The 24,656-nt window shown below is 55.5% G+C and carries 25 protein-coding genes and 1 pseudogene; 24 read left to right on the top strand and 2 right to left on the bottom strand.

The window, feature by feature from the left end:
- The first annotated feature begins 100 nt into the window (after window positions 1-100).
- The 3 genes from B2T33_RS13985 to B2T33_RS13975 are packed head-to-tail and all read left to right on the top strand — an operon-like array spanning window position 101 to window position 2,894.
- Window positions 101-952 (top strand): carbohydrate ABC transporter permease, encoded by an 852-nt coding sequence (locus B2T33_RS13985; RefSeq protein ID WP_040822274.1) that lies wholly within the window; start codon window positions 101-103, stop codon window positions 950-952.
- Window positions 953-954: 2 nt separating this feature from the next.
- Window positions 955-1,809, top strand: a complete 855-nt coding sequence (locus B2T33_RS13980) for a carbohydrate ABC transporter permease (RefSeq protein ID WP_064780480.1) — start codon at window positions 955-957, stop codon at window positions 1,807-1,809.
- Window positions 1,810-1,814: 5 nt separating this feature from the next.
- On the top strand, window positions 1,815-2,894 hold the full coding sequence (locus tag B2T33_RS13975; RefSeq protein WP_064787978.1) for an ABC transporter ATP-binding protein: 1,080 nt from the start codon (window positions 1,815-1,817) through the stop codon (window positions 2,892-2,894).
- A gap of 63 nt (window positions 2,895-2,957) precedes the next feature.
- On the opposite strand, the gene ddpX is transcribed toward B2T33_RS13975, so the two are convergent.
- The gene (gene ddpX, locus B2T33_RS13970; RefSeq protein WP_197146369.1) at window positions 2,958-3,518 is read right to left on the bottom strand and encodes a D-alanyl-D-alanine dipeptidase; all 561 of its coding nucleotides are present in this window, start codon (window positions 3,516-3,518) and stop codon (window positions 2,958-2,960) included.
- A 19-nt stretch (window positions 3,519-3,537) separates the two neighbouring features.
- Between ddpX and tsaB the strand changes: the two genes are divergently transcribed.
- Complete coding sequence (tsaB, locus tag B2T33_RS13965) at window positions 3,538-4,338, top strand: tRNA (adenosine(37)-N6)-threonylcarbamoyltransferase complex dimerization subunit type 1 TsaB (protein ID WP_063086118.1); 801 nt, start codon at window positions 3,538-3,540, stop codon at window positions 4,336-4,338.
- On the top strand, window positions 4,335-4,853 hold the full coding sequence (gene rimI, locus B2T33_RS13960) for a ribosomal protein S18-alanine N-acetyltransferase (RefSeq protein ID WP_197146370.1): 519 nt from the start codon (window positions 4,335-4,337) through the stop codon (window positions 4,851-4,853). Before tsaB ends, rimI begins: the two co-directional genes overlap by 4 nt.
- A 166-nt stretch (window positions 4,854-5,019) precedes the next feature.
- On the opposite strand, the gene B2T33_RS13955 is transcribed toward rimI, so the two are convergent.
- Window positions 5,020-5,268: a sulfurtransferase TusA family protein gene (locus B2T33_RS13955; protein WP_120223826.1), complete on the bottom strand. Its 249-nt coding sequence runs from the start codon at window positions 5,266-5,268 to the stop codon at window positions 5,020-5,022.
- A 253-nt stretch (window positions 5,269-5,521) separates the two neighbouring features.
- Here B2T33_RS13955 and B2T33_RS13950 point away from each other — a divergent pair, with 253 nt between their 5' ends.
- The 19 genes and pseudogenes from B2T33_RS13950 to B2T33_RS13860 all read left to right on the top strand — a co-directional run.
- The gene (locus B2T33_RS13950) at window positions 5,522-5,944 is read left to right on the top strand and encodes a Fur family transcriptional regulator (protein WP_063086109.1); all 423 of its coding nucleotides are present in this window, start codon (window positions 5,522-5,524) and stop codon (window positions 5,942-5,944) included.
- Window positions 5,945-6,106: 162 nt separating this feature from the next.
- Window positions 6,107-6,901, top strand: a complete 795-nt coding sequence (locus B2T33_RS13945) for a GNAT family N-acetyltransferase (RefSeq protein WP_040822534.1) — start codon at window positions 6,107-6,109, stop codon at window positions 6,899-6,901.
- Entirely contained in the window at window positions 6,898-7,803 is a 906-nt protein-coding gene (locus B2T33_RS13940) for a lysophospholipid acyltransferase family protein (RefSeq protein WP_197146372.1), read from the top strand. Before B2T33_RS13945 ends, B2T33_RS13940 begins: the two co-directional genes overlap by 4 nt.
- Before the next feature lie 169 nt (window positions 7,804-7,972).
- Complete coding sequence (gene miaB / locus B2T33_RS13935) at window positions 7,973-9,364, top strand: tRNA (N6-isopentenyl adenosine(37)-C2)-methylthiotransferase MiaB (protein ID WP_197146373.1); 1,392 nt, start codon at window positions 7,973-7,975, stop codon at window positions 9,362-9,364.
- A complete protein-coding gene (locus B2T33_RS13930; RefSeq protein ID WP_197146374.1) occupies window positions 9,361-10,464 on the top strand; it encodes a PhoH family protein in 1,104 nt (367 codons plus the stop codon). The genes miaB and B2T33_RS13930 overlap by 4 nt, the downstream gene beginning before the upstream one ends.
- A complete protein-coding gene (ybeY, locus tag B2T33_RS13925) occupies window positions 10,448-11,038 on the top strand; it encodes an rRNA maturation RNase YbeY (protein WP_197146375.1) in 591 nt (196 codons plus the stop codon). The genes B2T33_RS13930 and ybeY overlap by 17 nt, the downstream gene beginning before the upstream one ends.
- A gap of 87 nt (window positions 11,039-11,125) precedes the next feature.
- Window positions 11,126-12,067, top strand: a complete 942-nt coding sequence (locus tag B2T33_RS13920) for a hemolysin family protein (protein WP_197147758.1) — start codon at window positions 11,126-11,128, stop codon at window positions 12,065-12,067.
- Window positions 12,060-13,637, top strand: coding sequence for an apolipoprotein N-acyltransferase (gene lnt / locus B2T33_RS13915; RefSeq protein WP_197146376.1), 1,578 nt, complete (start codon window positions 12,060-12,062; stop codon window positions 13,635-13,637). The genes B2T33_RS13920 and lnt overlap by 8 nt, the downstream gene beginning before the upstream one ends.
- Before the next feature lie 111 nt (window positions 13,638-13,748).
- A complete protein-coding gene (locus B2T33_RS13910; protein ID WP_008888859.1) occupies window positions 13,749-14,219 on the top strand; it encodes a helix-turn-helix domain-containing protein in 471 nt (156 codons plus the stop codon).
- A 305-nt stretch (window positions 14,220-14,524) separates the two neighbouring features.
- Complete coding sequence (gene metK / locus B2T33_RS13905) at window positions 14,525-15,697, top strand: methionine adenosyltransferase (protein ID WP_197146377.1); 1,173 nt, start codon at window positions 14,525-14,527, stop codon at window positions 15,695-15,697.
- Window positions 15,698-15,841: 144 nt separating this feature from the next.
- Window positions 15,842-16,561, top strand: coding sequence for a tRNA (guanine(46)-N(7))-methyltransferase TrmB (gene trmB, locus B2T33_RS13900; RefSeq protein WP_197146378.1), 720 nt, complete (start codon window positions 15,842-15,844; stop codon window positions 16,559-16,561).
- Window positions 16,562-17,032: 471 nt separating this feature from the next.
- On the top strand, window positions 17,033-17,572 hold the full coding sequence (rimP, locus tag B2T33_RS13895) for a ribosome maturation factor RimP (protein ID WP_120223817.1): 540 nt from the start codon (window positions 17,033-17,035) through the stop codon (window positions 17,570-17,572).
- 9 nt (window positions 17,573-17,581) lie between these two features.
- On the top strand, window positions 17,582-19,138 hold the full coding sequence (gene nusA / locus B2T33_RS13890) for a transcription termination factor NusA (RefSeq protein WP_286792347.1): 1,557 nt from the start codon (window positions 17,582-17,584) through the stop codon (window positions 19,136-19,138).
- Window positions 19,139-19,156: 18 nt separating this feature from the next.
- Window positions 19,157-19,747: an RNA-binding protein gene (locus tag B2T33_RS13885; protein WP_008888871.1), complete on the top strand. Its 591-nt coding sequence runs from the start codon at window positions 19,157-19,159 to the stop codon at window positions 19,745-19,747.
- 80 nt (window positions 19,748-19,827) lie between these two features.
- Complete coding sequence (infB, locus tag B2T33_RS13880) at window positions 19,828-22,494, top strand: translation initiation factor IF-2 (RefSeq protein WP_063086823.1); 2,667 nt, start codon at window positions 19,828-19,830, stop codon at window positions 22,492-22,494.
- A gap of 17 nt (window positions 22,495-22,511) precedes the next feature.
- Window positions 22,512-22,931, top strand: coding sequence for a 30S ribosome-binding factor RbfA (rbfA, locus tag B2T33_RS13875; RefSeq protein WP_064780278.1), 420 nt, complete (start codon window positions 22,512-22,514; stop codon window positions 22,929-22,931).
- Window positions 22,931-23,857 (top strand): tRNA pseudouridine(55) synthase TruB, encoded by a 927-nt coding sequence (gene truB / locus B2T33_RS13870; protein ID WP_064780279.1) that lies wholly within the window; start codon window positions 22,931-22,933, stop codon window positions 23,855-23,857. Before rbfA ends, truB begins: the two co-directional genes overlap by 1 nt.
- Before the next feature lie 17 nt (window positions 23,858-23,874).
- A complete protein-coding gene (gene rpsO / locus B2T33_RS13865; protein WP_008888875.1) occupies window positions 23,875-24,144 on the top strand; it encodes a 30S ribosomal protein S15 in 270 nt (89 codons plus the stop codon).
- A gap of 210 nt (window positions 24,145-24,354) precedes the next feature.
- A pseudogene (locus B2T33_RS13860) lies at window positions 24,355-24,656 on the top strand (polyribonucleotide nucleotidyltransferase); the annotation flags it as partial.

Genomic DNA, 24,656 nt, shown 5'->3' with positions numbered 1-24,656 from the left:
CATGGCCGAACCGGCACCGGACGTGTTGCAGCGTTCCGAAGATCGAAAATTCACACTCAAGTCTGGAAAAAAGTGTTGGCGGCCGCAATGGAGTGCGGGGATGGCGCTTATCCCGGCGATGACAATCACGATTGTCTGCTTTTACGGGTTCATCATCTGGACTTTCGTCATTTCACTGACCCGGTCAAGGCTTTTGCCCGTCTATAAATTCACCGGCTTTGAACAGTATGTCCGGCTGTTTGCCAATGAACGCTGGTGGACGGCAATGCAAAACCTGGCAATTCACGGGTTCCTGTTTATCGGCGGCTGCGTAGTTTTTGGCTATTTTCTGGCGATTCTGATTGATCGCGGTGTCAAGGCAGAGGGGATGTTTCGAACGCTCTTCATGCTGCCGCTTTCGATGTCGTTCATTGTCACCGGTGTGATCTGGCAATGGGTAATGAATCCGGGGCTCGGCCTGCAAGAGGCCGTGCGTGCCCTTGGCTGGACTGGGTTTGAATTCAACTGGATCGTGCGCCCCGACAGGTCGATTTATACGCTGGCGATTGCCGGAATCTGGCAGCAGGTCGGGCTGTGCATGGCGCTGTTTCTGGCCGGTCTTCGCAATATTGATCCCAATATCTGGAAAGCATCGCGCGTCGATGGCATCCCGGTATGGCGGGTTTATTTGCACATCATCACGCCGATGATGCGCACGGTTTTCTTCACCGTCTTTATTCTGATGAGCGCGATTGTGATGAAGGCGTTTGATCTGGTGGTCGCTCTTACCGGCGGCGGACCGGGCTTCTCATCGGATCTGCCGGCCCGGTTTGTTGTTGATCATATCCTGAACCGTCAGGAACTTGGTCTGGGGGCGGCCGGTGCGTTTGTCTTGCTGTGCACCGTGATTGCCGTGATTTCCCCTTATATCTATTTCGAGCTCAAAAAAGAGCGCGGCGGGCGGGGGCATTGATCATGCGATATAATCGATGGGCCCTTTACGGATTGCTTTGCCTGGCGGCCGTTATGATCATGGCCCCTGTTTTCATCATGATTTCGACATCGCTGAAATCAATGGATGAAATCAGGAATGGCAGCATCTTTACCCTGCCAACTGATCCAAGCTTTGCCGCCTGGAGCAAAGCCTGGTTTGGTGACTGCACCCAGACACTTGGCGAAAAATGCGGTGGGTTGTCATCTTCGTTCATGACCTCGGTACAGATCGTCATCCCCGCCTTGTTCCTGTCGGTCGGGCTTGGGGCGGTGACGGGCTATTCGCTGGCGGTGTGGAAGATGAAGGGGGCGAATGTGATGTTTGCAGCCCTTCTGGTGGGCATGTTCATTCCCCCGCAAGTAACGCTTTATCCCCTGATCATCATGATCCGCGAGTTGGGGATTTTCGGATCCATTCCGGGTCTTATTCTGGTGCATGTCATCTGGGGTGTCGCATTTACCACGATGATGTTCAGAAACTTTTTCAAAACCGTTCCGCAGGATCTTTTAAAGGCGGCCCGCATTGACGGGGCCGGGTTCTGGCGATTGTTCTGGCATGTGATGTTGCCATTGTCGCTGCCGATCCTGGGTGTCGCGATGATTTTGCAGTTCACCTACATCTGGAACGACTTCCTGTTGGGGCTGACATTTGGCGGGCGATCTGGCCAGCCGATGACGGTGGCACTGAACAACCTTGTCGGATCCCAGTTCGGCGAGAAGGAATACAATGTTGATATGGCTGCAACCATGCTGACGGCCTTGCCCACACTGGCGGTTTATCTGCTGTCCGGGCGGTTGTTTGTGCGCGGCATTGCCGCAGGTGCAGTGAAAGGATAACGGGAATGAATGGCGTCGAACTGCGCAATGTGACCAAGGCCTATGCCGGGATCACGGTGATGGAAAACATCAATCTGGAAATTGCCGACGGGGATTTTCTGGTGCTATTGGGGCCATCGGGGTGCGGCAAATCAACATTGCTGAACATGATTGCCGGTCTGGAACCTGTGACGGGGGGCGCGATTGATATTAACGGGCGCGATGTAACAGCACTTGAGCCTGACGAACGCGATATCGCGATGGTGTTTCAATCCTACGCCCTCTATCCAACGATGTCGGTGCGCAAGAATATCGGCTTTGGCCTTAAGATGGCGGGCATGCCTAAGCCCGAGATCGAAGAACGGGTGAACGAAGTGGCCGAACTTTTGCAAATCACGCCGCTTCTGGATCGCAAGCCATCGCAGCTTTCGGGCGGGCAGCAGCAACGTGTTGCCATTGGCCGTGCGCTGGTGCGCGAGCCCGCGGTCTTCCTGTTTGACGAGCCACTCTCGAACCTTGATGCCAAACTGCGCGCTGATATGAGGATCGAGCTTAAGCGTCTGCATGAACGTCTTGGCCGCACGATTGTCTATGTCACCCACGATCAGATCGAGGCAATGACACTGGCCACCAAGGTTGTCGTGCTTGATCGTGGCAGCATCCAGCAGGCCGACACACCGGAAAATGTATATCGTCGGCCGGCAAACCGGTTTGTCGCAAGCTTCGTCGGGGCGCCGACGATGAATTTCGTCGACGGCACCCTTGTTCGCGATGGTGATCAGGTCTTTTTCGACACTGGTAACGGGAAATTGCCGCTGGTTGATGTTCCCGCCGAGGCCAGCGATCTGGTCGGGCGTTCGATGACGCTGGGCGCACGTCCGGAACATTTGATGTTTGATGATGCCGGAATTTCGGCGCGCGTCGTATTGGCAGAGCCGACCGGCCCCGATCAGTATGTTCGACTTGCGGTCGCCGGTGCGGAAATGACCGCCCGAAGCGGGCCGGAACAGGCCTTCAAGTCGGGATCAGACATCGGGGTCGTGATTGATGGTGCGCGGATGTCGTTGTTTGATGTGGAAAACGGCAAGGCGCTTTTGCACGGCTGAGTTTGTGCATTTGCGGGCCTTGGATTTGAAAAATGGCGGTGCATTGCGGCACCGCCATTTTGTTTATTTGACCATCATTGGTTCGGGCAGCGAACTGTCGGAAAACAGCGGATAGCGCGCCCGTGCATTGGGCAACTGATAGTGCCACCATTCGTGATCGTAATATTCGAAGCCTGCGCTGACCATGATGCCGAGCAGCAGGAAGCGGTTGGTTTCGGCCTCTTTGGAGATCAAATCAGAGCCATGATAGGACCGGATATGCATTTCATCAAACCCTGCCCCCATATCCAGTTCCTTGCCGTTTTGATCAATCAGCGTTAGATCAATGGCCACACCACGACCGTGTGGCGATCCGAAATCCGGATTGGCGACGAAATCGGGGTTGGGTGAATGGTTCCAAAGGGCCCGTTGGGCTTCCTGGGGACGAAACGCATCAAGAATGCGCAATTTCACCCCCTGACGACGCGCCATGGCGGCGGCCTTTTTCAAACAGGCAGCGGCATCCGCGTGAAGATAGCAGGCAGGTCGTGTATAAATCGGTGCCCCGGTGAAATTGCGATCCGTGGCATAGACGATATCAATTTCGACATCATATTCGTAAGGCGTAATTTCGACCAGCGCCATCGCCGGAGGCTCCCTGTTCTTGTCGTTCACCGATTACATAAAGAAGATGCTGACTGGACAGTCGCGCATATCAGATGGCGCCGACCATAGCGCATCGGACGCCGCAAAGACAAAGGCGGAAAAGTCCGGTCCGACAATTTTGGCGATTGATACGGCATCAACGTCGCTGTCGACGGCCGTCTTGATAAATGGCGAGGTCAAAGGCGAACTTTATGAAGATATGGAACGCGGTCAGGCAGAGCACCTGATGGGTTTCATTGCCAAGACGCTTGAGACCGCGAAAGTCGACCTTGCCGATCTTGACGGGATTGCGGTGACGGTTGGTCCGGGGGCCTTTACCGGCATGCGGATCGGCCTTTCGACGGCGCGTGCGCTTGGTCTGGCGCGCAAGATCCCGGTGGTTGGCGTCAGTTCGCTCGAAGCCGTCGCCTATGGCGTGACCGAGCGTGATCATCAGGGCCGCAATATTCTGGTTGCCCTTGATAGCAAACGAAACGAGATCTTTGCCCAAGCTTTTGATGGCAAAAAACGCCCGCTTAGCAATGCTGAATGTGTCGCCCCGCGTCAGGCCCTGATGATGGCCCCGCCCGGTGATACCTTGCTTGCCGGGGATGCCACCCCGCGCCTTTTGACCGCAGCCGCCCATGCGCCGGACGCCTTTTATGATTGCACGGCACCCGGCCTTCCGCGGGCGGGCAATGTGGCAAGGATCGCGGCCGCGCGTTGGGAAACCGGTGAAAACCTGGCGCCGGTGCCGCTTTACCTGCGCGCGCCCGATGCAAGACGCATCGAAGATCAGGGACCGCAGAAAAAGAAATGAGCCCGGCCAAATCCAACGATGGCAGTTCTGGTTATGACGCCTCGCAGATTGTGCTGGTGCCCTTGACGGCGGCCTTTGCGACGGTGGCAAGTGCGCTACATGCAGAGGGATTTGATGATGCCTGGAATGAGGATGCAATTATCCGGTTGCTTGATGTGCCCGGTGCGTTTGGCATTTTGGCTTATCGACCCGGTGATCAGGCCAAAAATGCAAAGGATCAGCCACTTGGCTTTGTTCTGATGCAGACTGTGCTCGATGAGGCGGAGATCAATACCATCACGGTTGCCCCGGATGCCCGGCGCATGGGGGTGGGACGGGCATTGCTTGATGCGGTCAAGGATCGCCTCGTGGCGGCAGGTGTTACCCGTATTTTGCTGGAAGTGGCAGTCGATAATGATGGCGCGATTGCGCTTTATCGTCAGAACGGCTTTGCCGAAATTGGGCGTCGCAAGGGCTACTATGCCCGGCCCGATGGCCGAAAAGTTGATGCCTTGGTCCTCGAACGACTGATCTAGATAATTTTTTCGATGTCGGTGACCTTTTCGATCCATGGCAGGAATTTTTGTTTGCCAATAGGGTGTTAGGCAATCTGGAACAATTTTAATCGATTATACCCACATAATGAGTGTGGTTTTGAGCGCCAACCTGTTGTAGTGTAAGCCTGCATCGGAACTGGCGGTTTTATGATCCCTTGCGGATTATGAGTCGGTAGGTTCCCGGTGTATCAGTGATTTCGGCCAGTTCGACGACTTCGTCGCCCATCTCGGTTACCGAGCGCGGAACGTTTTTCAACGGTTCACCAGCGCCGAGGGTAACCTCCAGAACCTGACCAGGTGTCATGGTTTCGAGTTTGAGGCGGGTGCGCACAAATGTCATCGGGCAGACGTCATCTGTGATGTCTATTTTATGGTCGGGGGTTGCGGTGGCCATGTTGGTCTCCTGCCTTGATGCGTAACTTTGAAGTAGCGCCCTTCATCGCAGGTAGCAAGTGGCCAGAAGAATGCCGATATGATTGTGATTGCAGGGTGTTAGTACCGGCGATCTACAGGAAGCGGAATTTATCGCGAATTCAACCTTGCGATATGTGGCGGATTTTTCAATATTGAGCCACAAGAGATCGACGCCAGAGACACGTCTCGGCTGGGGACAGGTGGAACCGGAAACGGAAACGAGAAACAAGACAATGCTTGCAGAATCAACTATCGAGCAGAAATGCATCGACGCGGGCCTGAAAATGACGGGCCAACGCCGGGTGATTGCCCGTGTGCTCTCTGAGTCCGAAGACCACCCGGACGTTGAACTGGTTTATCGTCGGGCGACCGACATTGATCCGAAGATTTCGATTGCGACCGTATATCGTACCGTGCGCCTGTTCGAAGAGGCGGACATCCTTGAGAAACACGATTTCGGCGATGGCCGTGCGCGTTACGAGGAACTGACCGAAGAACATCACGATCACCTGATCGACATGCGTTCGGGCGAGGTGATCGAGTTTTCGAACGAAAAAATCGAAAACCTTCAGGAAGAGATCGCCAAGGAACTGGGCTTCCGTCTGGTGGGGCATCGTCTTGAGCTTTACGGTGTTCCTTTGAAAGACGGCAAGTAATTCCAGCGTTCAATCGCGCACTGAACTTACAGTTTTCAAGGCCACTTGCTGAAACAGGCAAGTGGCCTTCATAATTTTGTTACCTGTTCTTCACAAAGCCTTCACTCGCTCTTCACGCCGTTCTTGCGCAAAATCCGTGCAGTTGAACGAAAGGGTGTTGTCATGCGTGACGAAAAACAGCTTCAGCGGCTTGAGGTTCGCCTTGCCGAGAATGAAAACGAAATTCTCGCCAGCCAGAAGCTTCGCTACAAAGTGTTCTATGAAGAACGCGGCGCCAAACCGACCGAGGAAATGGCAGCCGAAAAGCGCGACTTCGATCACTATGATCCGCTCTGCGATCATCTGCTTGTTCTTGATCACAATCGCGGTGCCGGTGCAGATGCGGTTGTTGGCACCTATCGCCTGCTGCGCCAGTCAGTAGCCAACGAGCATGGCGGCTTTTACAGTGCTGATGAATACCATATCGAAAGCATGCTTAATGCGGTGAAAGATACCGGCGAGATCATGGAGCTGGGTCGATCCTGTGTCGAAGCCGAATACCGCACCATGCCGACCTTGCAGCTTTTGTGGCAGGGGATCGCGGCCTATGTTTTCAAATACGACATCAAACTGATGTTTGGTTGCGCATCCTTCCATGGCACCGATCCGGATGCCTTCAAGGATGTTCTGACCTATCTGCATCACAATCACCTTGCCCCCGAAGACATGCGTCCGCGTGCGATTGCTGATCGTTACGAGCCAATGATGCGTGCCGAGATTGATGGCATTGATCAGCGCCAAGCACTTCGTGATCTGCCGCCGCTGATCAAGGGCTATCTGCGTCTGGGTGGTTTTGTCGGTGACGGGGCAGTGGTCGACCATCAGTTCAACACCACCGACATTTGCATCGTGTTGCCGACCGAAAAGGTAACCGATCGCTATTACAAGCATTACGAACGCACCGCGAGGGTATCGTGAACTGCCATGTGTGCGCTGCCATCCGCCTGATGGCTTATGTGCTTTTGACACTGGTTTTGTTGCCGGTGCAAATGGTGGCAATTGCCGCACGATTGAAGCTGGCTGAAGAATTGCCGCGTTTCTATCACGCCCTTTGCCTGCGCATCCTGCATATCGAAGTCCGGGTTTCGGGTGTTGATATGATGGACGGGCCGGGTGTGATCGTTGCCAACCACGCATCCTATCTTGATATCCCGGTGCTGGGCGCTTTGACCCGTGGCAGCTTTATCGCCAAGACCGAAGTCGCCGATTGGCCGGTGTTTGGTTTGCTTGCCAAACTTTCACGCACCACCTTTATCGAACGCCGTGCGGCGCGATCCCGTGAACAGAACGATCAACTAAGTCAGCGTCTGGGCAATGGTGACAAGCTGATCCTGTTCCCGGAAGGGACAAGCAACGACGGCAACCGTGTGTTGCCATTTAAGTCGACCCTGTTTGCCGCGGCAGAGCGGGTGATGCCGGATGGGTCGCCGGTCAAATTCCAGCCGATTTCGATTGCCGCCACCCGTCTTGACGGTGCGCCGATCGGTCGCGATTTGCGGGCATTTTATTCCTGGTACGGGGATATGGACTTGGCCCCGCATTTGTGGCAGTTTCTCGCGCTCGGCAAGGTGACGGTTGAGATTGTTGTCCATCCGCCTGTGACGCTGGCAGATGCAGCCGGATCACGCAAGGAACTTGCCCGGATGTGTGAAGCCCGTGTTGCCCAGGGACATCAGGCAGCGTTGCGAGGCCTGCATCAGGGTGTGCCGGTTCAGTTGATTGACAGCGATCTGTCGGGCGAGCTGATCGGTTTTTCGCCGCTTGCGATCATTTCGGAAGATTTTCGACTGTTTGGTCCGGATCGACAGTTCGGCTCCTGACCGTTTTGCCGTATAATGCCCCGGTTGATGTGAAATTCGGTTTCACCTGACCGGGATTTCAGATAACGAGATGTCCGAGGAGTTCCGATCACCGATTGTTCGGAACTCAGGCGCGGTGTGAGTGATCACACCGCTTTTCGGCGTTTTGAGAGAGCGAAACGGATCTGGCGTGACTGAACCGAAGAAACTTTTTGTAAAAACATATGGCTGTCAGATGAATGTCTATGACAGCCTGCGCATGCAGGATGTTCTGGCGCCGCTGGGTTACCAGCCGGTCGACAGCGCCGAGGGGGCCGATATGGTTATCCTCAATACCTGCCATATCCGCGAAAAGGCCGCCGAAAAGGTATTTTCTGATTTGGGCCGCGTGCGCAAGCACAAGGAAGCCAAGGAAGCCAATGGCGGCGACAAGATGATTGTCGCGGTTGCCGGCTGCGTCGCGCAGGCCGAAGGGGCCGAATTGATGAAGCGCGAACCGATGGTCGATATGGTGTTTGGTCCGCAGACCTACCATCGCCTGCCGGAAATGGTTGCGCGCGCCAATCGCGCAGTTGGCCGCAATCGCATCGTCGATACCGATTTCCCGGCCGAAGAAAAGTTTGATCATCTGCCAGAACAGGTTTCAAAACAGGGCTATTCAGCGTTTCTGGCCATTCAGGAAGGCTGTGACAAGTTCTGCACGTTCTGTGTTGTGCCTTATACCCGCGGGGCGGAATATTCGCGCCCCGGTGCCGATGTCATCCGCGAAGCCAAGCAACTTGTCGCCCATGGCACGCGCGAACTGACCCTTTTGGGGCAGAATGTGAATGCCTATCACGGCGAAGCACCAAATGGCGGGGAATGGACACTTGGCCGGTTACTGCGCGAGCTGGCTGAAATCGACGGGCTTGATCGCATTCGTTACACCACGTCGCATCCGCGCGATGTTGATGAGGATCTGATTTCGGCGCATCGCGATCTTAAGAAGCTGATGCCGTTCCTGCATTTGCCGGTACAGGCCGGGGGCGACCGCGTTTTGCAGGCGATGAACCGCAAACATACCAATGCGGATTACCGTGATATCGCAGCACGGCTTAAGGATGCCTGCCCTGATCTTGCGCTGTCTTCGGACTTTATCGTCGGCTTCCCCGGTGAATCCGACAAGGATTTCGAAGACACGATGGAAATCGTGCGCGACATCACTTTCATTCAGGCGTTTAGCTTCAAATACAGCCCGCGGCCGGGAACCCCGGCATCGGCGATGGAGCTGCAGGTGCCTGAAAGAGTCAAAACCGAACGGATCATGCGCCTGCAGGCGCTGCTGGCGGAACAGCAGTTGGTGTTCAACCAGAACAGTGTCGGCAAGGAGATGGATGTTCTTTTGGAACGCAGGGGCAAGTATGATGGCCAGTTGGTGGGCAAAAGCCCCTATATGCAGCCGGTTCATGTCAGCGGTTTGCCGGAATCAGCCCTAGGACAGATCGTTCGCTTGAAAATCACCGAAGCGCTGCCTAATTCCCTTGGCGGCGAACTGGTCGACGCCACCCGAAACGACCAGAAATCTGAAAGGAACGTTGCGTGAGCGGCACCCCCACGAAAAGCAAGACCAACACCAAAACCAAACACGCCCCCAAGGATTCCGATCAGATCGAGTTTCAGGACAACGCGATTGCGCAAGTGTTGTACGGCCCGCAGGCCGAAAACCTGACGCGTTTGTCTGAACGGACCGGTGTTCAGGTTTCAAGCCGCGGCCTTGTGGTGATGCTGGCCGGTGATCCGGCCAAGGTTGCACAGGCCAAAAAGGTTCTTGCGCAGCTTTATGCGCGCCTGCGTGATAAGGAAATCGATCATATCGATGTCGAAACGGTAGAAGGTGCGGTGCGTCTTTCCGAACCGGACGACACAGATCCCTGGAGCGGCCAGACCAAGGATATGTTTGGTGGATCGCGTCTGACGATCCAGACCAAAAAGCGTCGTATTTCGCCGCGCTCCAAACGCCAGAAGGACTATGTCGAGGCGATCCTTGATAACGAGCTGATCTTTGGCATCGGCCCGGCCGGTACCGGTAAGACCTATCTTGCGGTCGCGATGGCGGTGCAGGCGTTTATTTTGGGTCAGGTGGATCGTATTATTCTGTCGCGACCGGCGGTCGAAGCCGGTGAACGCCTTGGCTTCTTGCCGGGTGATCTGAAAGACAAGGTCGATCCGTATCTTCGCCCGCTTTATGACGCGCTGCATGACACGCTTCCGGGGGATGTGGTGATCAAGCGCATGGAAAGTGGCGAGATCGAAGTCGCCCCGCTGGCTTTCATGCGTGGTCGTACCCTTTCGCACGCCTTTGTCATTCTGGACGAGGCGCAAAACACCACCCCGATGCAGATGAAAATGTTCCTGACCCGTTTGGGCGAAGGGTCGCGCATGGTGGTGACCGGCGACATGACACAGATCGATTTGCCCGATGGCACGAAATCAGGTTTGCGAGATGCACTTGAAACCATTGGCGATGTCAAAGGCGTTGCCACGATCAAGTTCGATCAGCGCGATGTGGTGCGCCATCACCTTGTGACCAAGATTGTCCAGGCCTATGACGCGGCGGATGCCCTGCGTGATCGCCTGAAAAAGGGCTATCGCGGTGACAAGGACAGCGCAGCCAAGGATACGGGTGATGACGGCACCGCTTGAACTGGACCTTGAGGTCGAAGCGGGCGACTGGCATCAGGACGAGATCGCGGCCATCGAAGCGGCCGTGATCGCGGCCCTTGATGGTGCGCTTAGCGATGGTGCCCTTTGGGATGACAACGCGGTGCCGACCGACGGGACCGAAGATGAAGGCGATGGTGCATCGCTTTTATCGGTTGCCCCGGTGATCGAGATCGGGGTGCGTTTGTCAGATGATGCATCGGTTCAGATCCTCAACCGTGATTATCGCGACAAGGACAAACCAACCAATGTGTTGTCCTTTGCCGCCCTTGAAAGTGCCGAGGATGCCGATGCATTTATGATGGCGCCAGATATGCCCTTGATGCTGGGTGATATCGTGATTGCGCGCGAAACATGTGCGCTCGAAGCCATCGAACAGCAAAAGCCATTGAAAAATCATCTTGTTCATCTTGCCGTTCATGGCACGCTACATCTTGTCGGCTACGATCATATGGTTGATGATGAAGCCGAAGAGATGGAAGAGCTTGAACGTCAAATTCTTGCCGGACTTGGGATTGATGATCCCTACGAACCGATTGAAGATGAACCGGTTTAGTAGACCTGCACACGGTTTGTTTGAATTATAGGATGTCGAAACCGACCCATGAACGACTCTAGTCAACGCGACGACGACCACGAGAGTATGCGCCCTCGCACTGGCGAGGATACAATTCAGGACGCTGAAAACGGCTCCTTATGGGATAACGTGGCCTCGGCCCTGGGGTTCAAGCGGGGTAAGTCCCGCAACGGCGAAGCTTCGCTCAGCGATACGCTTGAAGAGCTCGCCGAGCGGACCGAACAGGATGAAGAGCCGGTCTCGCTGCACGAACGTTCCCTGTTTGAAAACATCATTGCACTTCGCGACATGACGGCAGAAGACGTCATGATTCCGCGCGCCGATATTGTGGCGGTTCCCAAGACCATCGCACTTGAAGAACTGGTCGAAGTGATGGTCAAGAAGGCCCATTCGCGGCTTCCGGTGTATGGCGATACCCTTGATGACATTGCCGGCATGGTGCACATCAAGGACGTGCTTGGCTGTGTTGCTGCTGGTCGGGAATTCAGCCTGCAGTCACTGTTGCGTCGGGTTTTGTTCGTGTCGCCGGCCATTCGGGTTCTTGATCTTCTGTCGGAAATGCGGCTGTCGCGTACGCATATGGCGCTTGTTGTTGATGAATTCGGCGGGATTGATGGCCTGATCACCATCGAGGATCTGGTGGAAGAAATCGTCGGCGAGATTGATGATGAGCACGATATCGACCAGACTCCCAAACTGATCCGCCTCTCGGATGGTTGTTATATCGCTGATGCCCGGTTCGAGGTCGAAGACCTTGAAGAAAAGCTGTCCTTCGGATTGCTTGACGAGGATGAAGACGAAGACATTGATACACTTGGTGGGCTTGTCTTCTCGTTGGCCGGGCGCGTTCCGGCGCGTGGGGAATTGATTGAACATCCAAGCGGTATTCAGTTCGAAGTTCTTGATGCCGATCCAAGGCGCATCCGTCGCCTGCGTATTCATATGATACGCCGGGAGGATGAAGGTCCCGCCGCAGCCATCGAAAATCAGGAAAAAGCGGATGATTGAGGCCATGGCGCGCCGACTTGCCGGTCTTTCGGGCTGGCGCAGGCGTCTTGTGTGGTTGTTGTCCGGTGCGGTGGCGGTTTTGGCGCTGCCGCCTTTCTTTATAATCCCTGTTTTACCAATTTGCTTTGCGGTTTTGCTCTGGAGCCTTGAGGGTGTCCGCTGCAACAAGGGGGCGCTTTCGGCGGGCTGGTGGTTTGGCACCGGCCATTTTGCCGCAGGATTTTATTGGGTCAGTCACGCCTTTCTGGTGCAGCCCGAAATCTATGGCTGGATGATTCCGTTTGCCCTTTTGGGGCTTGGCGGCGGATTGGCGGTTTTTCCGATGCTGGCCGTTTGGGCGAGCTGGCGTTTGGGGAGTGGCGTGATCCGGCATGCAGTGTTGCTGGCCGTTTTCTGGGCGGTGGTGGAATATCTGCGCGGTCATATCCTGACAGGCTTTCCATGGAACCTTTTGGGCCATGTTTGGGCCATTGATGCGGCCCCCATGCAGTTTGCCTCGGTTGTCGGGGTTTATGGCCTTTCCCTTGTCACAGCCCTTTTTGCAACCTTGCCTGCGGCCTTTGTTGCCGGAAGATCCGGCAAGATAGCAGCCCTTGGCGGGATCATGATTGCGGTGGCCCTTTGGGGTGGCGGTGCGGTGCGCCTGATGATGGTCGGGCCCGCAGAGACCGAAGTTGCCCTTTCAGAGTTGCCAGCCGATGTGCCGATTTTGCAAATTGTTCAGCCCAATATCCCCCAACGGGAAAAATGGCTGCCCGAACTGCAAAACCAGCATTTCTCGCTGCTGCTTGATATGTCGCGCCGACCGGAAACCCTGCGTCCGGATCAAAAACGCATCGTGATCTGGCCGGAAACGGCCGCGACCTTTTTTGTTGAGACCCAGACAGAGGCCCGTATGCAAATGGCCGGTGTGTTGGGGCCTGAAGACATCCTGATTACCGGGGCACCTCGGACCTATCCGCGTGACACGGATGAATACAAGGTCTGGAACGCCATTCAGGTAATCGATGCCACCGGTCATATTGTCGCCAGCTTTGACAAGTTTCATCTGGTGCCATTTGGTGAATATGTACCGTTCAGATCCATCCTGCCATTCCCGAAACTGACAGCAGGCCGGACCGATTTCTCTGCCGGACCGGGGCCGCAGACCTTGTCTGTCAACGGGATGCCGGGTTTCTCTCCGCTGATTTGCTATGAGGTTATCTTCCCGGGAGCGGTGATTGATGACGATCATCAACCCGACTGGCTCTTAAATGTCACCAATGACGGGTGGTTTGGGCGCAGCGCAGGCCCATATCAACATATGGCCGCAGCCCGTTTTCGCACCATCGAGGAGGGTCGCCCCCTCGTAAGGGCAGCCTATACCGGGGTATCGGTTGTCTTCGATGCCTACGGGCGCAAGCTTACAGACTTGGGTTTAGGAGAGAGGGGAATCTTGGTGCACCCCCTTTCGAGTAACAAAAACCATACAACAGTATATTATTTGTGGCGTGACTTGCTATTTTACGGTATTGTTACCTTCTTTGCCGTTCTCGCTATGGGATATAAACGCAACGCAAAATCCCTCTAGGCGGCTGAAAATTTTGCCAAACCGTCCAGAAATTGTCCCTCAAAACAAGGACGGATAGGCCGGAGTGAGAGAAGGAACTGCCATAAAATGTCGCCTAAGGATGAAACTAAGATGGTAAAGAACACACGCGGTCGGGGCCGTGGCCGGACCGCAAGTGGTGCTCCAAATCCTGTCGATATTCACGTTGGTGCGCGTGTTCGCTTGCGCAGGACTCTTCTTGGCATGAGCCAGGAGAAGCTTGGTGAAGCGATCGGCCTGACATTCCAGCAAGTACAGAAGTATGAGCGTGGTGCCAACCGCGTTGGTGCATCGCGTCTGTACGACCTGTCGCGGGTTCTTGAAGTGCCTGTATCATTCTTCTTTGACGACATGCCCGACGAGATTTCGTCGAAATCGGTGCATGAACGTCGGGAAATGTCGGAAAGTCCGGACCCGTTTGACAACGATCCGATGAACCGTCGCGAGACGCTTGAACTGGTGCGTGCCTACTACCGGATTACCGATCCGAACCAGCGCAAGAAAATCTTTGAACTCGTCAAATCGATGGGTGCATTGCAGGGCACTGATTCCGATCAGAAATAGTCGGTTTGACCGATGGTTTTGGGCAAAAGACGTATTTCACAGACCGTGAATTACGTCTTTGTCTTTTGAGCACGACCGCCCCGGATGCACTGCCATCGGGATTACGGTTTTGCGTCAATGATGCTTGACCTTCAAATAGCGATCGGGCACAACCGACGAGACAGTTCGACCCGGACTGACATTGTGGACGGATTTGGACCGCTTGCCACCACACAAAAAAAGGCTAAGTGGGCGCTATCGATACGGCCTCGTATCGGGAGCCCTCCGGTCCAGTTTTGGAAACCCATTACCGGAGAAGGTCTTATATGTCTCTTTCCGATTATCTATTTACCAGTGAATCCGTCTCGGAAGGTCATCCGGACAAAGTCTGTGACCGCATTTCCGATTCCATCGTTGATGCTTTTCTTGCTGCGGATGAAGATTCGCGCGTTGCCGTCGAAACCCTTGCCACCACCAACCGTGTGGTTCTGGCAGGCGAAGTTCGCGGTCCTGAAAGCGTGACCAAAGAGGTCATGATCGAAAAGGCCCGTCAGGCAATCCGTGAAATCGGTTACGAGCAGGATGGCTTCCACTGGAAGACGGCCGAGATCGAATGCCATGTGCATGAACAGTCTTCTGATATCGCGCAGGGCGTTGACTCCGCTGGTGAAAAAGACCTTGGCGCTGGTGACCAGGGCATCATGTTTGGTTACGCTTGTAACGAAACCGATGAACTGATGCCGGCCCCGATCCAGTTTTCGCATCGTATCCTGCGCGCCATGGCCGCTGACCGCCACTCCGGCAAGGTGCCGCAGTTCGGCCCGGATGCCAAAAGCCAGGTAACCCTGCGCTATGCTGCAGGCAAGCCGGTTGCGGCAACTTCGGTTGTTGTATCAACCCAGCATGCCGACGGCCTTTCGCAGCGCGATGTTCATGAGCTGGTTATGCCCTATATCGAAGCAGCCCTTCCGCAAGGTTGGATGCCGCCGGCTGATGAAATCTACATCAACCCGACAGGCCGTTTCGTGATTGGTGGTCCTGATGGTGATGCCGGCCTTACCGGTCGTAAGATCATCGTCGATACCTATGGTGGTGCGGCCCCGCATGGCGGCGGCGCGTTTTCGGGTAAGGATCCAACCAAGGTTGACCGTTCGGCTGCCTATGCTGCGCGTTATCTTGCGAAAAACGTTGTTGCGGCTGGTCTTGCCGAGAAATGCACCATTCAGCTTGCCTATGCGATTGGCGTTTCCAAGCCGCTGGCGCTGTACGTTAACAACCATGACACCGGCAATGTTGACGAACTGAAGCTTGGTGACGTTCTGCGTCAGCTGATGGATCTCAGCCCGCGTGGCATTCGTGAGCATCTGTCGCTGTGCCGTCCGATCTACACGCCGTCTTCTGCTTATGGTCACTTTGGCCGTCAGCCGACCGACGATGGTGGCTTCTCCTGGGAGCGCACCGATCTGGTCAGCGACCTGAAATCGGCATTTGGTGCCTGATTGACAGAAAGCGCGTTAAAAAGTGCGATTTGCCAAAATCGCATGACGTGATAAGAGGCGGGCGGCCCGGACATTTCGGGCCGCCCGTTTTGATTTTCAGTTCGCCTGACCCGCAAATTCCGACCCTGATCGACAGAAACGACCATGCGCAACAAAGACCGTCCGCTTCCGACCCCTGATCGACCGAATTTCTATGGCCGACGCGGCAGCCGTCCGCTTAAGGATTCTCGCAAGGCTCTTGTGGATGCCATGCTGCCAAAGATCGGGATTACCTATCCCGAGGCAGCTGGGGTCGATCCCAACAGCTATTTCGATGGCACGCCCGAACAGCTGTGGCTTGAAATCGGCTTTGGCGGCGGGGAGCATCTGGCAGGTCAGGCCGAGGCCAATCCGACGGTGGGGATTATTGGTGCTGAGCCGTTTATGGACGGGGTTGGTAGCCTGCTGCGCCATCTTGATGAGCGTAATCTGACCAATGTGCGCGTGGTGGCCGATGATTCGCGCCCGCTGCTTTATAAGCTGATTGATGCCTGTTTTGATCGGGCCTTTTTGCTGTTTCCCGATCCCTGGCCGAAGAAGCGCCACGCCGAGCGCCGCTTTATCGGGCCCAAGAATCTTGCGCTGCTTGCCCGTCTTCTGAAAGACGGGGCCGAGTTCCGGGTCGCCAGTGACGATATGCAGTATATTTCCTGGACGTTGCAGCACATGCATAACCATCCGGACTTCGAATGGCTGGCCGAAGGCCCGGATGATTGGCGTACGCCGCCAAGCGATTGGGTCAAAACCCGCTATGAGCAAAAGGCGCTACGTCAGGGCAAGAAGTGCAACTATCTCCGGTTCCGCCGTAAGCCACGTCAGTCCTGATCCTTGCCTGCTTTGGATTCTGTCTGACGGGAGTCGGCAGGTTCAGGGCAGAGCTGCGATTCCGGCATGACCGGGTGATCACGGCGTCCTGACTTTACTGTTTCATGAAGATAGGCAAAGCATGTTCGTCCCGACGGTTTGGATGTGTATGAGGTATCTATGCGCCCCAAACATGTTTTGTCCGGTGCCTTCGAACGAGACAAAAGTCAGGCTGTGCAGGCGTTTGCCGGGTTGGCAGCGCACAGTGTCCGCCGGGCTATCGGGTGCGGGTGTTTTGATGTCGTCTGTGATGCATGTCCGCGGTTTGCTGTCACGGGCGGAATCCTTAGGTTGAATGGCATCGGCAGCCGGTATCCTGACTTGATTTTTGCGTAAACCGGCTGTATAAGGCCGCCAAGCTTTTTGTAAATTCTGACAAAGAGTGGGCCCTGCGCCCGCTCTTTTGTGCTTTTTGGGGTATGGCATCGCTTTATGGCTGAGCTGATTGGACAACAGTTAAAAGACCCGTTGATGGCGAAAATCGTTGAGATTATCGAGCCGTCAATCAACGCGCTGGGCTTTGAGCTGGTTCGGGTTTCGATGACAGGTCAGGACCATAACATCCTGCAGATCATGGCAGATCGCCCGGGTGCGAAAGGCAGCATCAACGTTGAAGATTGCGCCCAAATCAGCCGTACGGTTTCTGCCCTGATGGATGTCGAGGACCCGATTTCAGGTGCCTATCACCTTGAAGTCAGTTCCCCGGGTATCGACCGCCCGCTGACCCGTGCCGCGCATTTCGACGTGTGGAAGGGATTTGAGGCAAAGGTCGAACTGGTGATGGCCAAGGATGGTCGTCGCCGTTTCAGCGGTGTGCTGGATGGGATTGAAGATAATGCGGTCGCCCTGATTGTAGATGGCGAACGTGTCTTGTTGCCGTTGGCCGATATCGCAAAAGCGAAATTGGTCCTGACAGATGAATTGATCGCGCACGTCACCGGCGACCGCCGGAATGACGATAACGCAGAATAGAGGTTGGATATGGAAGCAACTTCGGGAATGCCGCGGCCGGAACTTTTGCAGGTCGCAGATGCCGTTGCCCGTGAAAAGGGCATTGATCGTGACGAGGTTCTCGGTGCTATGGAGCAGGCCATCCAGAAGGCCGGCCGTTCCAGATATGGTCACGAGCATGACATTCGTGCCCATATCGACCGCAAAACCGGCGAAATCAAACTCGCTCGTTACATCGAAGTCACCGATGAAATCGAAAACGATTTCACCCAGATGTCGCTCGAACAGGCACGTATTCGTGACGAGAACATCAATCTTGGTGAATTCCTGATTGATCCGCTGCCGCCGATTGATTTTGGTCGTATTGCTGCCCAGACCGCGAAACAGGTCATCGTGCAGAAAGTGCGCGACGCAGAACGCGAACGCCAGTACGAGGAATACAAGGACCGTGCCGACGAAGTTATCAACGGCGTCGTCAAGCGTGTCGAGTTTGGCAACGTTCTTGTTGATATCGGTCGTGCCGAAGCCATCCTGCGCCGCGAAGAACTGATCCCGCGTGAGACGGTTCGTCAGGGTGACCGGGTACGTGCCCTTATCCTTGATGTCCGTCGTGAACAGCGTGGTCCGCAGATCTTCCTGTCGCGTACCCACCCGACCTTCATGGCAAAACTGTTTGCCCAGGAAGTACCGGAAATCTACGACGGCATTATCGAAATCAAATCGGTTGCCCGTGACCCGGGTTCGCGCGCGAAAATTTCGGTTCTGTCTTCGGACAGCTCGATTGACCCGGTCGGTGCCTGCGTTGGTATGCGCGGTTCGCGCGTCCAGGCCGTTGTTGCCGAACTTCAGGGCGAAAAAATCGACATCATCCAGTGGTCGGAAGATCCGGCAACCTCTGTTGTGAACGCTTTGGCCCCGGCCGAAGTCACCAAGGTTGTGATTGATGAAGAAACCAACCGTATCGAAGTCGTCGTTCCGGACGATCAGCTGAGTCTTGCCATTGGCCGTCGTGGTCAGAATGTGCGTCTGGCGTCCCAGCTGACCGGTTGGGATATCGATATTCTGACCGAGGAAGACGAAAGCGAACGTCGTCAGGAAGAAGCACGCAAGCGTGCGGAAATGTTCATCAAGGCGCTTGATGTTGACGAAGTTATCGCCCATCTCCTGGTCGCCGAAGGCTTCACCTCGATCGAGGAAGTCGGTTACGTGCCGCTGGCAGAACTGGCCGAGATCGAAGGTTTCGAAGAAGAAATCGCCGAAGAGCTGCGCAACCGCGCACGCACCTTCCTTGCCGAAGAGGCCGAGCGTCTTCAGAAACGTCGCGAAGAGCTTAAGGTTGCCGATGATCTGGTTGAATTCCCGGGTCTGTCGCTGGCTGTTGTTGTTCGCCTTGGTGAAAACGACGTCAAAAACCTTGAAGATTTCGCGGATCTCGCCAGTGACGAGCTGATCGAATATGTCGGGGATGCCGATTCCATTACCATGGATCAGGCCAACGACATGATCATGGAAGCCCGTCGCAAGCTTGGCTGGTTCGAAGGTCTTGAAGAAGAGACCGAAGAATCCGCGGAAAGCGAAGAGGCCTAAGGCCGATCGGAGGATGCCATGTCGCATCGTAAAGGCGGCAAGGTAGCCGAGGTTCCGGAACGCCGGTGCATTGTCACCGGCGAAGTCCGGCACAAGGAAGATCTTCTCAGGGTTGTGATCGGGCCGGATGGTTCGGTTGTTCCCGACCTTGAGGAACGGCTGCCGGGACGGGGATTATGGTTGTGCCCGTCGCGGGATGTGGTAAATACCGCCTGTGCAAAGAACGCCTTTGCCCGGGCGGCCCGACAAAAAGTCGTGGTCGACACCGCACTTGCAGACCGGATCGAAGAGCTGCTGACGCGCAAATGCATCGATCTGTTGTCGCTGGCGCGGCGTGCAGGACAGGCTGTTGCAGGATTTGAAAAGGCCCGTGCCCAGATTGCCGAGGGCGCAGCCTTAGTATTGGCGGCACGCGATGGTGCCGCAGACGGAAAATCAAAGATCGAGGCCAAGGCCCGGGATCTGCCGATTTATTCCGTTCTGGATGCTGCTGAAATCGGCGCGGCCTTTGGTCGCGAAAAAGCAGTACATGTGGCCGTTGCGCCAGGAGGCCTTGCCAATCGGTTGGGGCGTTCGTGCAAACGGCTTGAAGGATTTCGCGCTGTCTGAGATCAGATGAGCGCCAGACGGACAGGACAGGATCGGCGTATGTGCCCGATCCCGCAGGAAATGAGGAAGTTGAACGGATTATGAGTGATCGCGATCAGGAGAAGAAACCGCTGAGCCTCAACAGATCGAAGCTTGAATTGAGCAAGACGGTCGAGGCAGGGCAGGTTCGTCAAAACTTCTCGCATGGACGGTCAAAATCTGTGACCGTCGAAGTGCGCAAGAAGCGTACATTCGAAAAGAACGAATCCGGTCGCTTCCGTGAGGTGAAGAAGGATCTCGTTGAAGAACAGTCCCCGGCAGCAGAAAAGCCGGCACCGGAAGCAAAAAAAGAGCCGGTTGAAGAGCCGAAACCGCGTCCGGCGGTTGATGATCATGGCAATCTGACCGACAGCGAACGCGCTGCCCGTATGGCTGCTTTGAAGGCTGCTGAAGAGCGCCGCAAGCAGGATGAGGCGGATGCGGAAATCCGCGCCCGCGAAGAAGCTGCGCGCAAGGCCGAGGAAGAAGCACGCAAGGCAGAAGAAGCCAAGGCTGCTGCCGAAGCCAAACAGGAAGAAGCACCTGCTGCGTCTGAAAACGACTCTCCTTCGGTGGAAGAAGTCGAACAGCGCCTTGCCGCTTCGACGGCAAAAGGCAAGACTTCCAAGCCGAAACCGGCTGCCAAACCGAAGGCCGAAGAAACCGTTATTCAGGGCGAACCCGCAGAGCCGCTGGTCCCCGAAGAACGTCGTCGTTCCGCGCCGGCAGATGGCAAATCCAAAAGCCGCAAGGAAATTGACGAGGAAAATGCCCGCGTGGCAGCCCGCAAACGTGCCGAAGAAGAAGCCGGCCGTGCGGCGCGCACCAAGGGTGACGAAGGCCGTCGTCGTGGCAAACTTTCGATCAATAATGCAATGAGCGGTGACGAAGGTGGTCGCCGTCGTTCCATGGCATCGATCAAACGCCAGCAGGCCAAAGCCAAAGCGCGTGCCCAGGGCCCGCAAAAACCGAAGGAAAAAGTCGTGCGTGATGTGGTAATCCCGGACGTTATTACTGTCCAGGAACTGGCCAACCGTATGGCTGAACGTGCCGCAGACGTGATCAAGACCCTGATGAGTCTTGGCGTCATGGCAACGATTAACCAGTCGCTTGATCCGGATACCGCACAGCTCGTGGTCGAAGAATTCGGTCACAACGTCAAACGTGTATCTGATGCCGACGTTGAAGAGTCACTGGTCAGCGTAGATGACAATGACGCGAAGCTCGTTGGTCGTCCGCCGGTCGTGACCGTGATGGGCCACGTTGACCACGGTAAAACCTCGTTGCTTGATGCGCTGCGCTCCACCGATGTTGCCGGTGGCGAGGCTGGCGGTATTACCCAGCATATCGGTGCATATCAGGTCACCATGGCAACCGGTGCTAAGATCACCTTCATCGATACTCCGGGCCACGCCGCATTCACCGAAATGCGTTCGCGCGGTGCGAAAGTTACCGATATCGTGGTTCTGGTTGTTGCAGCCGATGACTCGGTCATGCCGCAGACCATCGAGGCAATCAGCCACGCGAAAGCGGCTGGCGTTCCGATGATTGTTGCCATCAACAAAATCGACAAGCCGGGTGCAAATCCGAGCAAGGTGAAAACCGAACTTCTTCAGCACGAAGTTGTGGTCGAGGAAATGGGTGGTGACGTTCAGGCCGTTGAAGTATCGGCCAAACAGCGCACCGGTCTGACCGAACTTGAAGAAGCCATTCTGCTGCAGTCCGAGGTTCTTGACCTTAAAGCCAACCCGGAACGCGTTGCCGATGGTGTTGTTGTTGAAGCCCGTATGGAAAAAGGTCGCGGTCCGGTTGCGACCGTTCTGGTCCAGCGTGGCACCCTGCGTACCGGTGACATCTTTGTCACGGGTCCGGAATGGGGTCGTGTCCGTGCCCTGATCGATGATCACGGCAACCGTGTCGCAGAAGCCATTCCGGGTATGCCGGTCGAGGTGAACGGTCTGAACGGGGTACCGTCTGCCGGTGACGACTTTGTGGTTGTTGAAAACGAAGCCAAGGCACGTGAAGTTTCTGACTTCCGTCAGCGCCGTATTCGTGAAACCCAGGCCGCTGCAATGAAGAAATCAGCGCTTGAGAACATGTTCTCGCAGAGCGGTGACCTCAAAGAACTGCCGATCGTCATCAAGGGTGACGTGCAGGGTTCTGTCGAAGCACTTATCGGCACCTTGCAGAAACTTGGTAACGAGGAAGTCTCGGTCCGCGTTCTGCATAGCGGTGTTGGTGGTATCAACGAATCCGACGTCACACTGGCGCGTGCATCCAATGCACTGATCATCGGCTTTAACGTGCGTGCAAACCAGCAGGCCCGTGAACAGTCGCGCCGTGACAACGTTGATATTCGTTACTATTCGATCATTTACGATGTTGCAGATGACATCAAAAAGATGCTGTCGGGCATGCTGTCTCCGGAAGTTCGCGAGAAGTTCCTGGGCTATGCGGAAATCCGCGACGTCTTTACGATTTCCGGCAACAAGATCGCCGGTTGCATGGTCACCGAGGGTATCGTCAAACGTGGCGCAGGCGTCCGCCTGCTGCGCGACAACGTTGTCATTCACTCTGGCGAACTTTCGACGCTCCGTCGCTTCAAGGACGAAGTCAAGGAAGTCCGCGAGGGCTATGAATGCGGCATGTCGTTCGCCAAATATAACGATATCCAGTCGGGCGATGTGATCGAGTGCTTCGAGAACGAGGAAATTGCCGTCGAACTGTAAGACGGTGAGGAACTGAAATGGCGAAGCAACCAGCCAAAGCACCAAGTCAGCGACAGCTCCGCGTGGCGGAAGAAATCCGCCAGGCGCTGTCGCAGGCATTGGAGCGTGGAGACATTTACGATCCGGATCTGACACGGCGCCCGGTAACCATTACGGGTGTCAATCTTTCACCGGATATGCGCAATGCCATGGTATCTTTCACCCCGCTTGGCGGCGGAGAGGCAGAAACGTCGATGAAGGCGTTGATGCGTCAGAAAGGTCACCTGCGCAGTCATGTGGCCAACACGGTGCACATGAAATATGTGCCTGCATTGCGATTTGTCGAAGACAAGAGTTTTGATGTCGCTGACCATATTGGTGCCCTGCTGCGCGACCCGCATGTTGCGCAGGATCTTGTGGATGACCGGTCGGGCGACCCGGAAGATGAGGACGACTGATGGCGCGTCGCCGTCGCGGTAAAAGCATTAATGGCTGGCTGGCGGTGGACAAGCCCCTGGAGATCACGTCATCAACCGTGGTCAATCAGGTGCGTCGTCTGCTTGATGCCAACAAGGCCGGACATGGCGGGACACTTGACCCGCTGGCGTCTGGCGTTCTGCCAATTGCCTTTGGCGAAGCAACCAAAACGGTTGCATATGTCATGGATGGCAGCAAAAGTTATCGCGTAACGTTGAAATTCGGCGAAGCGCGCAGTACGGACGATGCCGAAGGCGAGGTTATTGAAACCTCCGACCATCGTCCGACGGAAGACGAAATCAAGGCTGTGCTGGGTGAATTCATCGGTGAAATCCAGCAGGTGCCGCCAAAGTTTTCGGCGATCAAGGTCAATGGCAAGCGTGCCTATGACCTTGCGCGCCGCGATGAAGATGTGGTGTTGCAGCCACGTCCGATTCTGATCAAGGATCTTCGACTGGTCGACATGCCAGATCGCGATCACGCCGTGTTTGACGTTGTGTCAGGCAAGGGCGCGTATATGCGATCTTTGGCGCGCGATATCGCGCTGCGCCTAGGCACTGTGGGCTATATCGCCGCGCTTCGCCGGACTTCGGCGGGGCCGTTTTCGGAAGGGAACGCCATTCCCCTGCAGGAACTGCTGGATATGGACCCGGACGAGGTGATGAAGAAACTGCTTCCGGTTGAGACCGCGCTGGACGACATCCCGGCGCTGGCCCTGACCGAAGTCGAGGCGCAACGCCTTTCCTCTGGCCAGCCTGTCGGGCTGTTGCCGGTGGCAAAGCGCAATGCCCTTGAAAACCCCGTCGTGCAGGACGAAATCGTCTGTGCCATGCTCCATGACCGCGCTGTTGCGTTGGCTGAGATCACTGGTGGCGAAATTCGACCTGTGCGTGTTTTTAATCTCTAAAGGCGAAAGGATGCCTGATGTCGATTACTGCTGAACGCAAAGCTGAGCTGATCAAGGAATACGGTCAGAAAGACGGTGACACCGGTTCCCCCGAAGTCCAGGTTGCTATCCTGACTGAACGGATCAAGAACCTCACCGAGCACATGAAAGAACATAACCACGACTTCCACAGCCGTCGTGGTCTTCTCATGATGGTTGGTCAGCGTCGTCGTCTGCTGAAGTACCTGCAGCGCAAAGACCAGTCGCGTTACGAGAGCGTCATTGAACGCCTCGGTATTCGCCGCTGATATCGAACTGCGGCGGAGGGTGACCTCCGCCGTCGTTTTTTTTATTGTTCCGGCGGATCGGAACACGAGAAGCAGGGTCGGATGGGCCGACCCGATGCTTACGCCGGACCCATTACTCATGGCGCTGTCATGTAAGCCTCATGAGTAATGTGTTCGGAACTCGTGTACACTTTCGGGTCCGCCAGAGGTTTGTAAGAGGAAGAGAAAATAATGTTTAATGTCGTCCGTAAGGAAATGCAGTGGGGCAATGCCAAACTGGTTCTCGAAACCGGTAAAATCGCCCGTCAGGCAGATGGTGCCGTCAAGGTTACCTACGGTGAAACCGTTGTCCTGTGTACTGCTGTTGGCGCCAAACAGCCGCGCCCGGATGTCGACTTTTTCCCGCTGACGGTTAACTACCAGGAAAAAGCATTTGCCGCTGGCAAAATCCCGGGTGGCTTCTTCAAACGTGAAGGCCGCCCGTCTGAGAAAGAAACCCTTGTTTCGCGTCTGATCGACCGTCCGATCCGTCC

The organism is Thalassospira sp. UBA4513 (genome assembly GCF_002388495.1).
Classification (GTDB): domain Bacteria; phylum Pseudomonadota; class Alphaproteobacteria; order Rhodospirillales; family Thalassospiraceae; genus Thalassospira; species Thalassospira tepidiphila.
The sequence above is the reverse complement of the archived record's forward strand: the minus strand, read 5'-3'. Positions and strand labels throughout refer to the sequence as shown.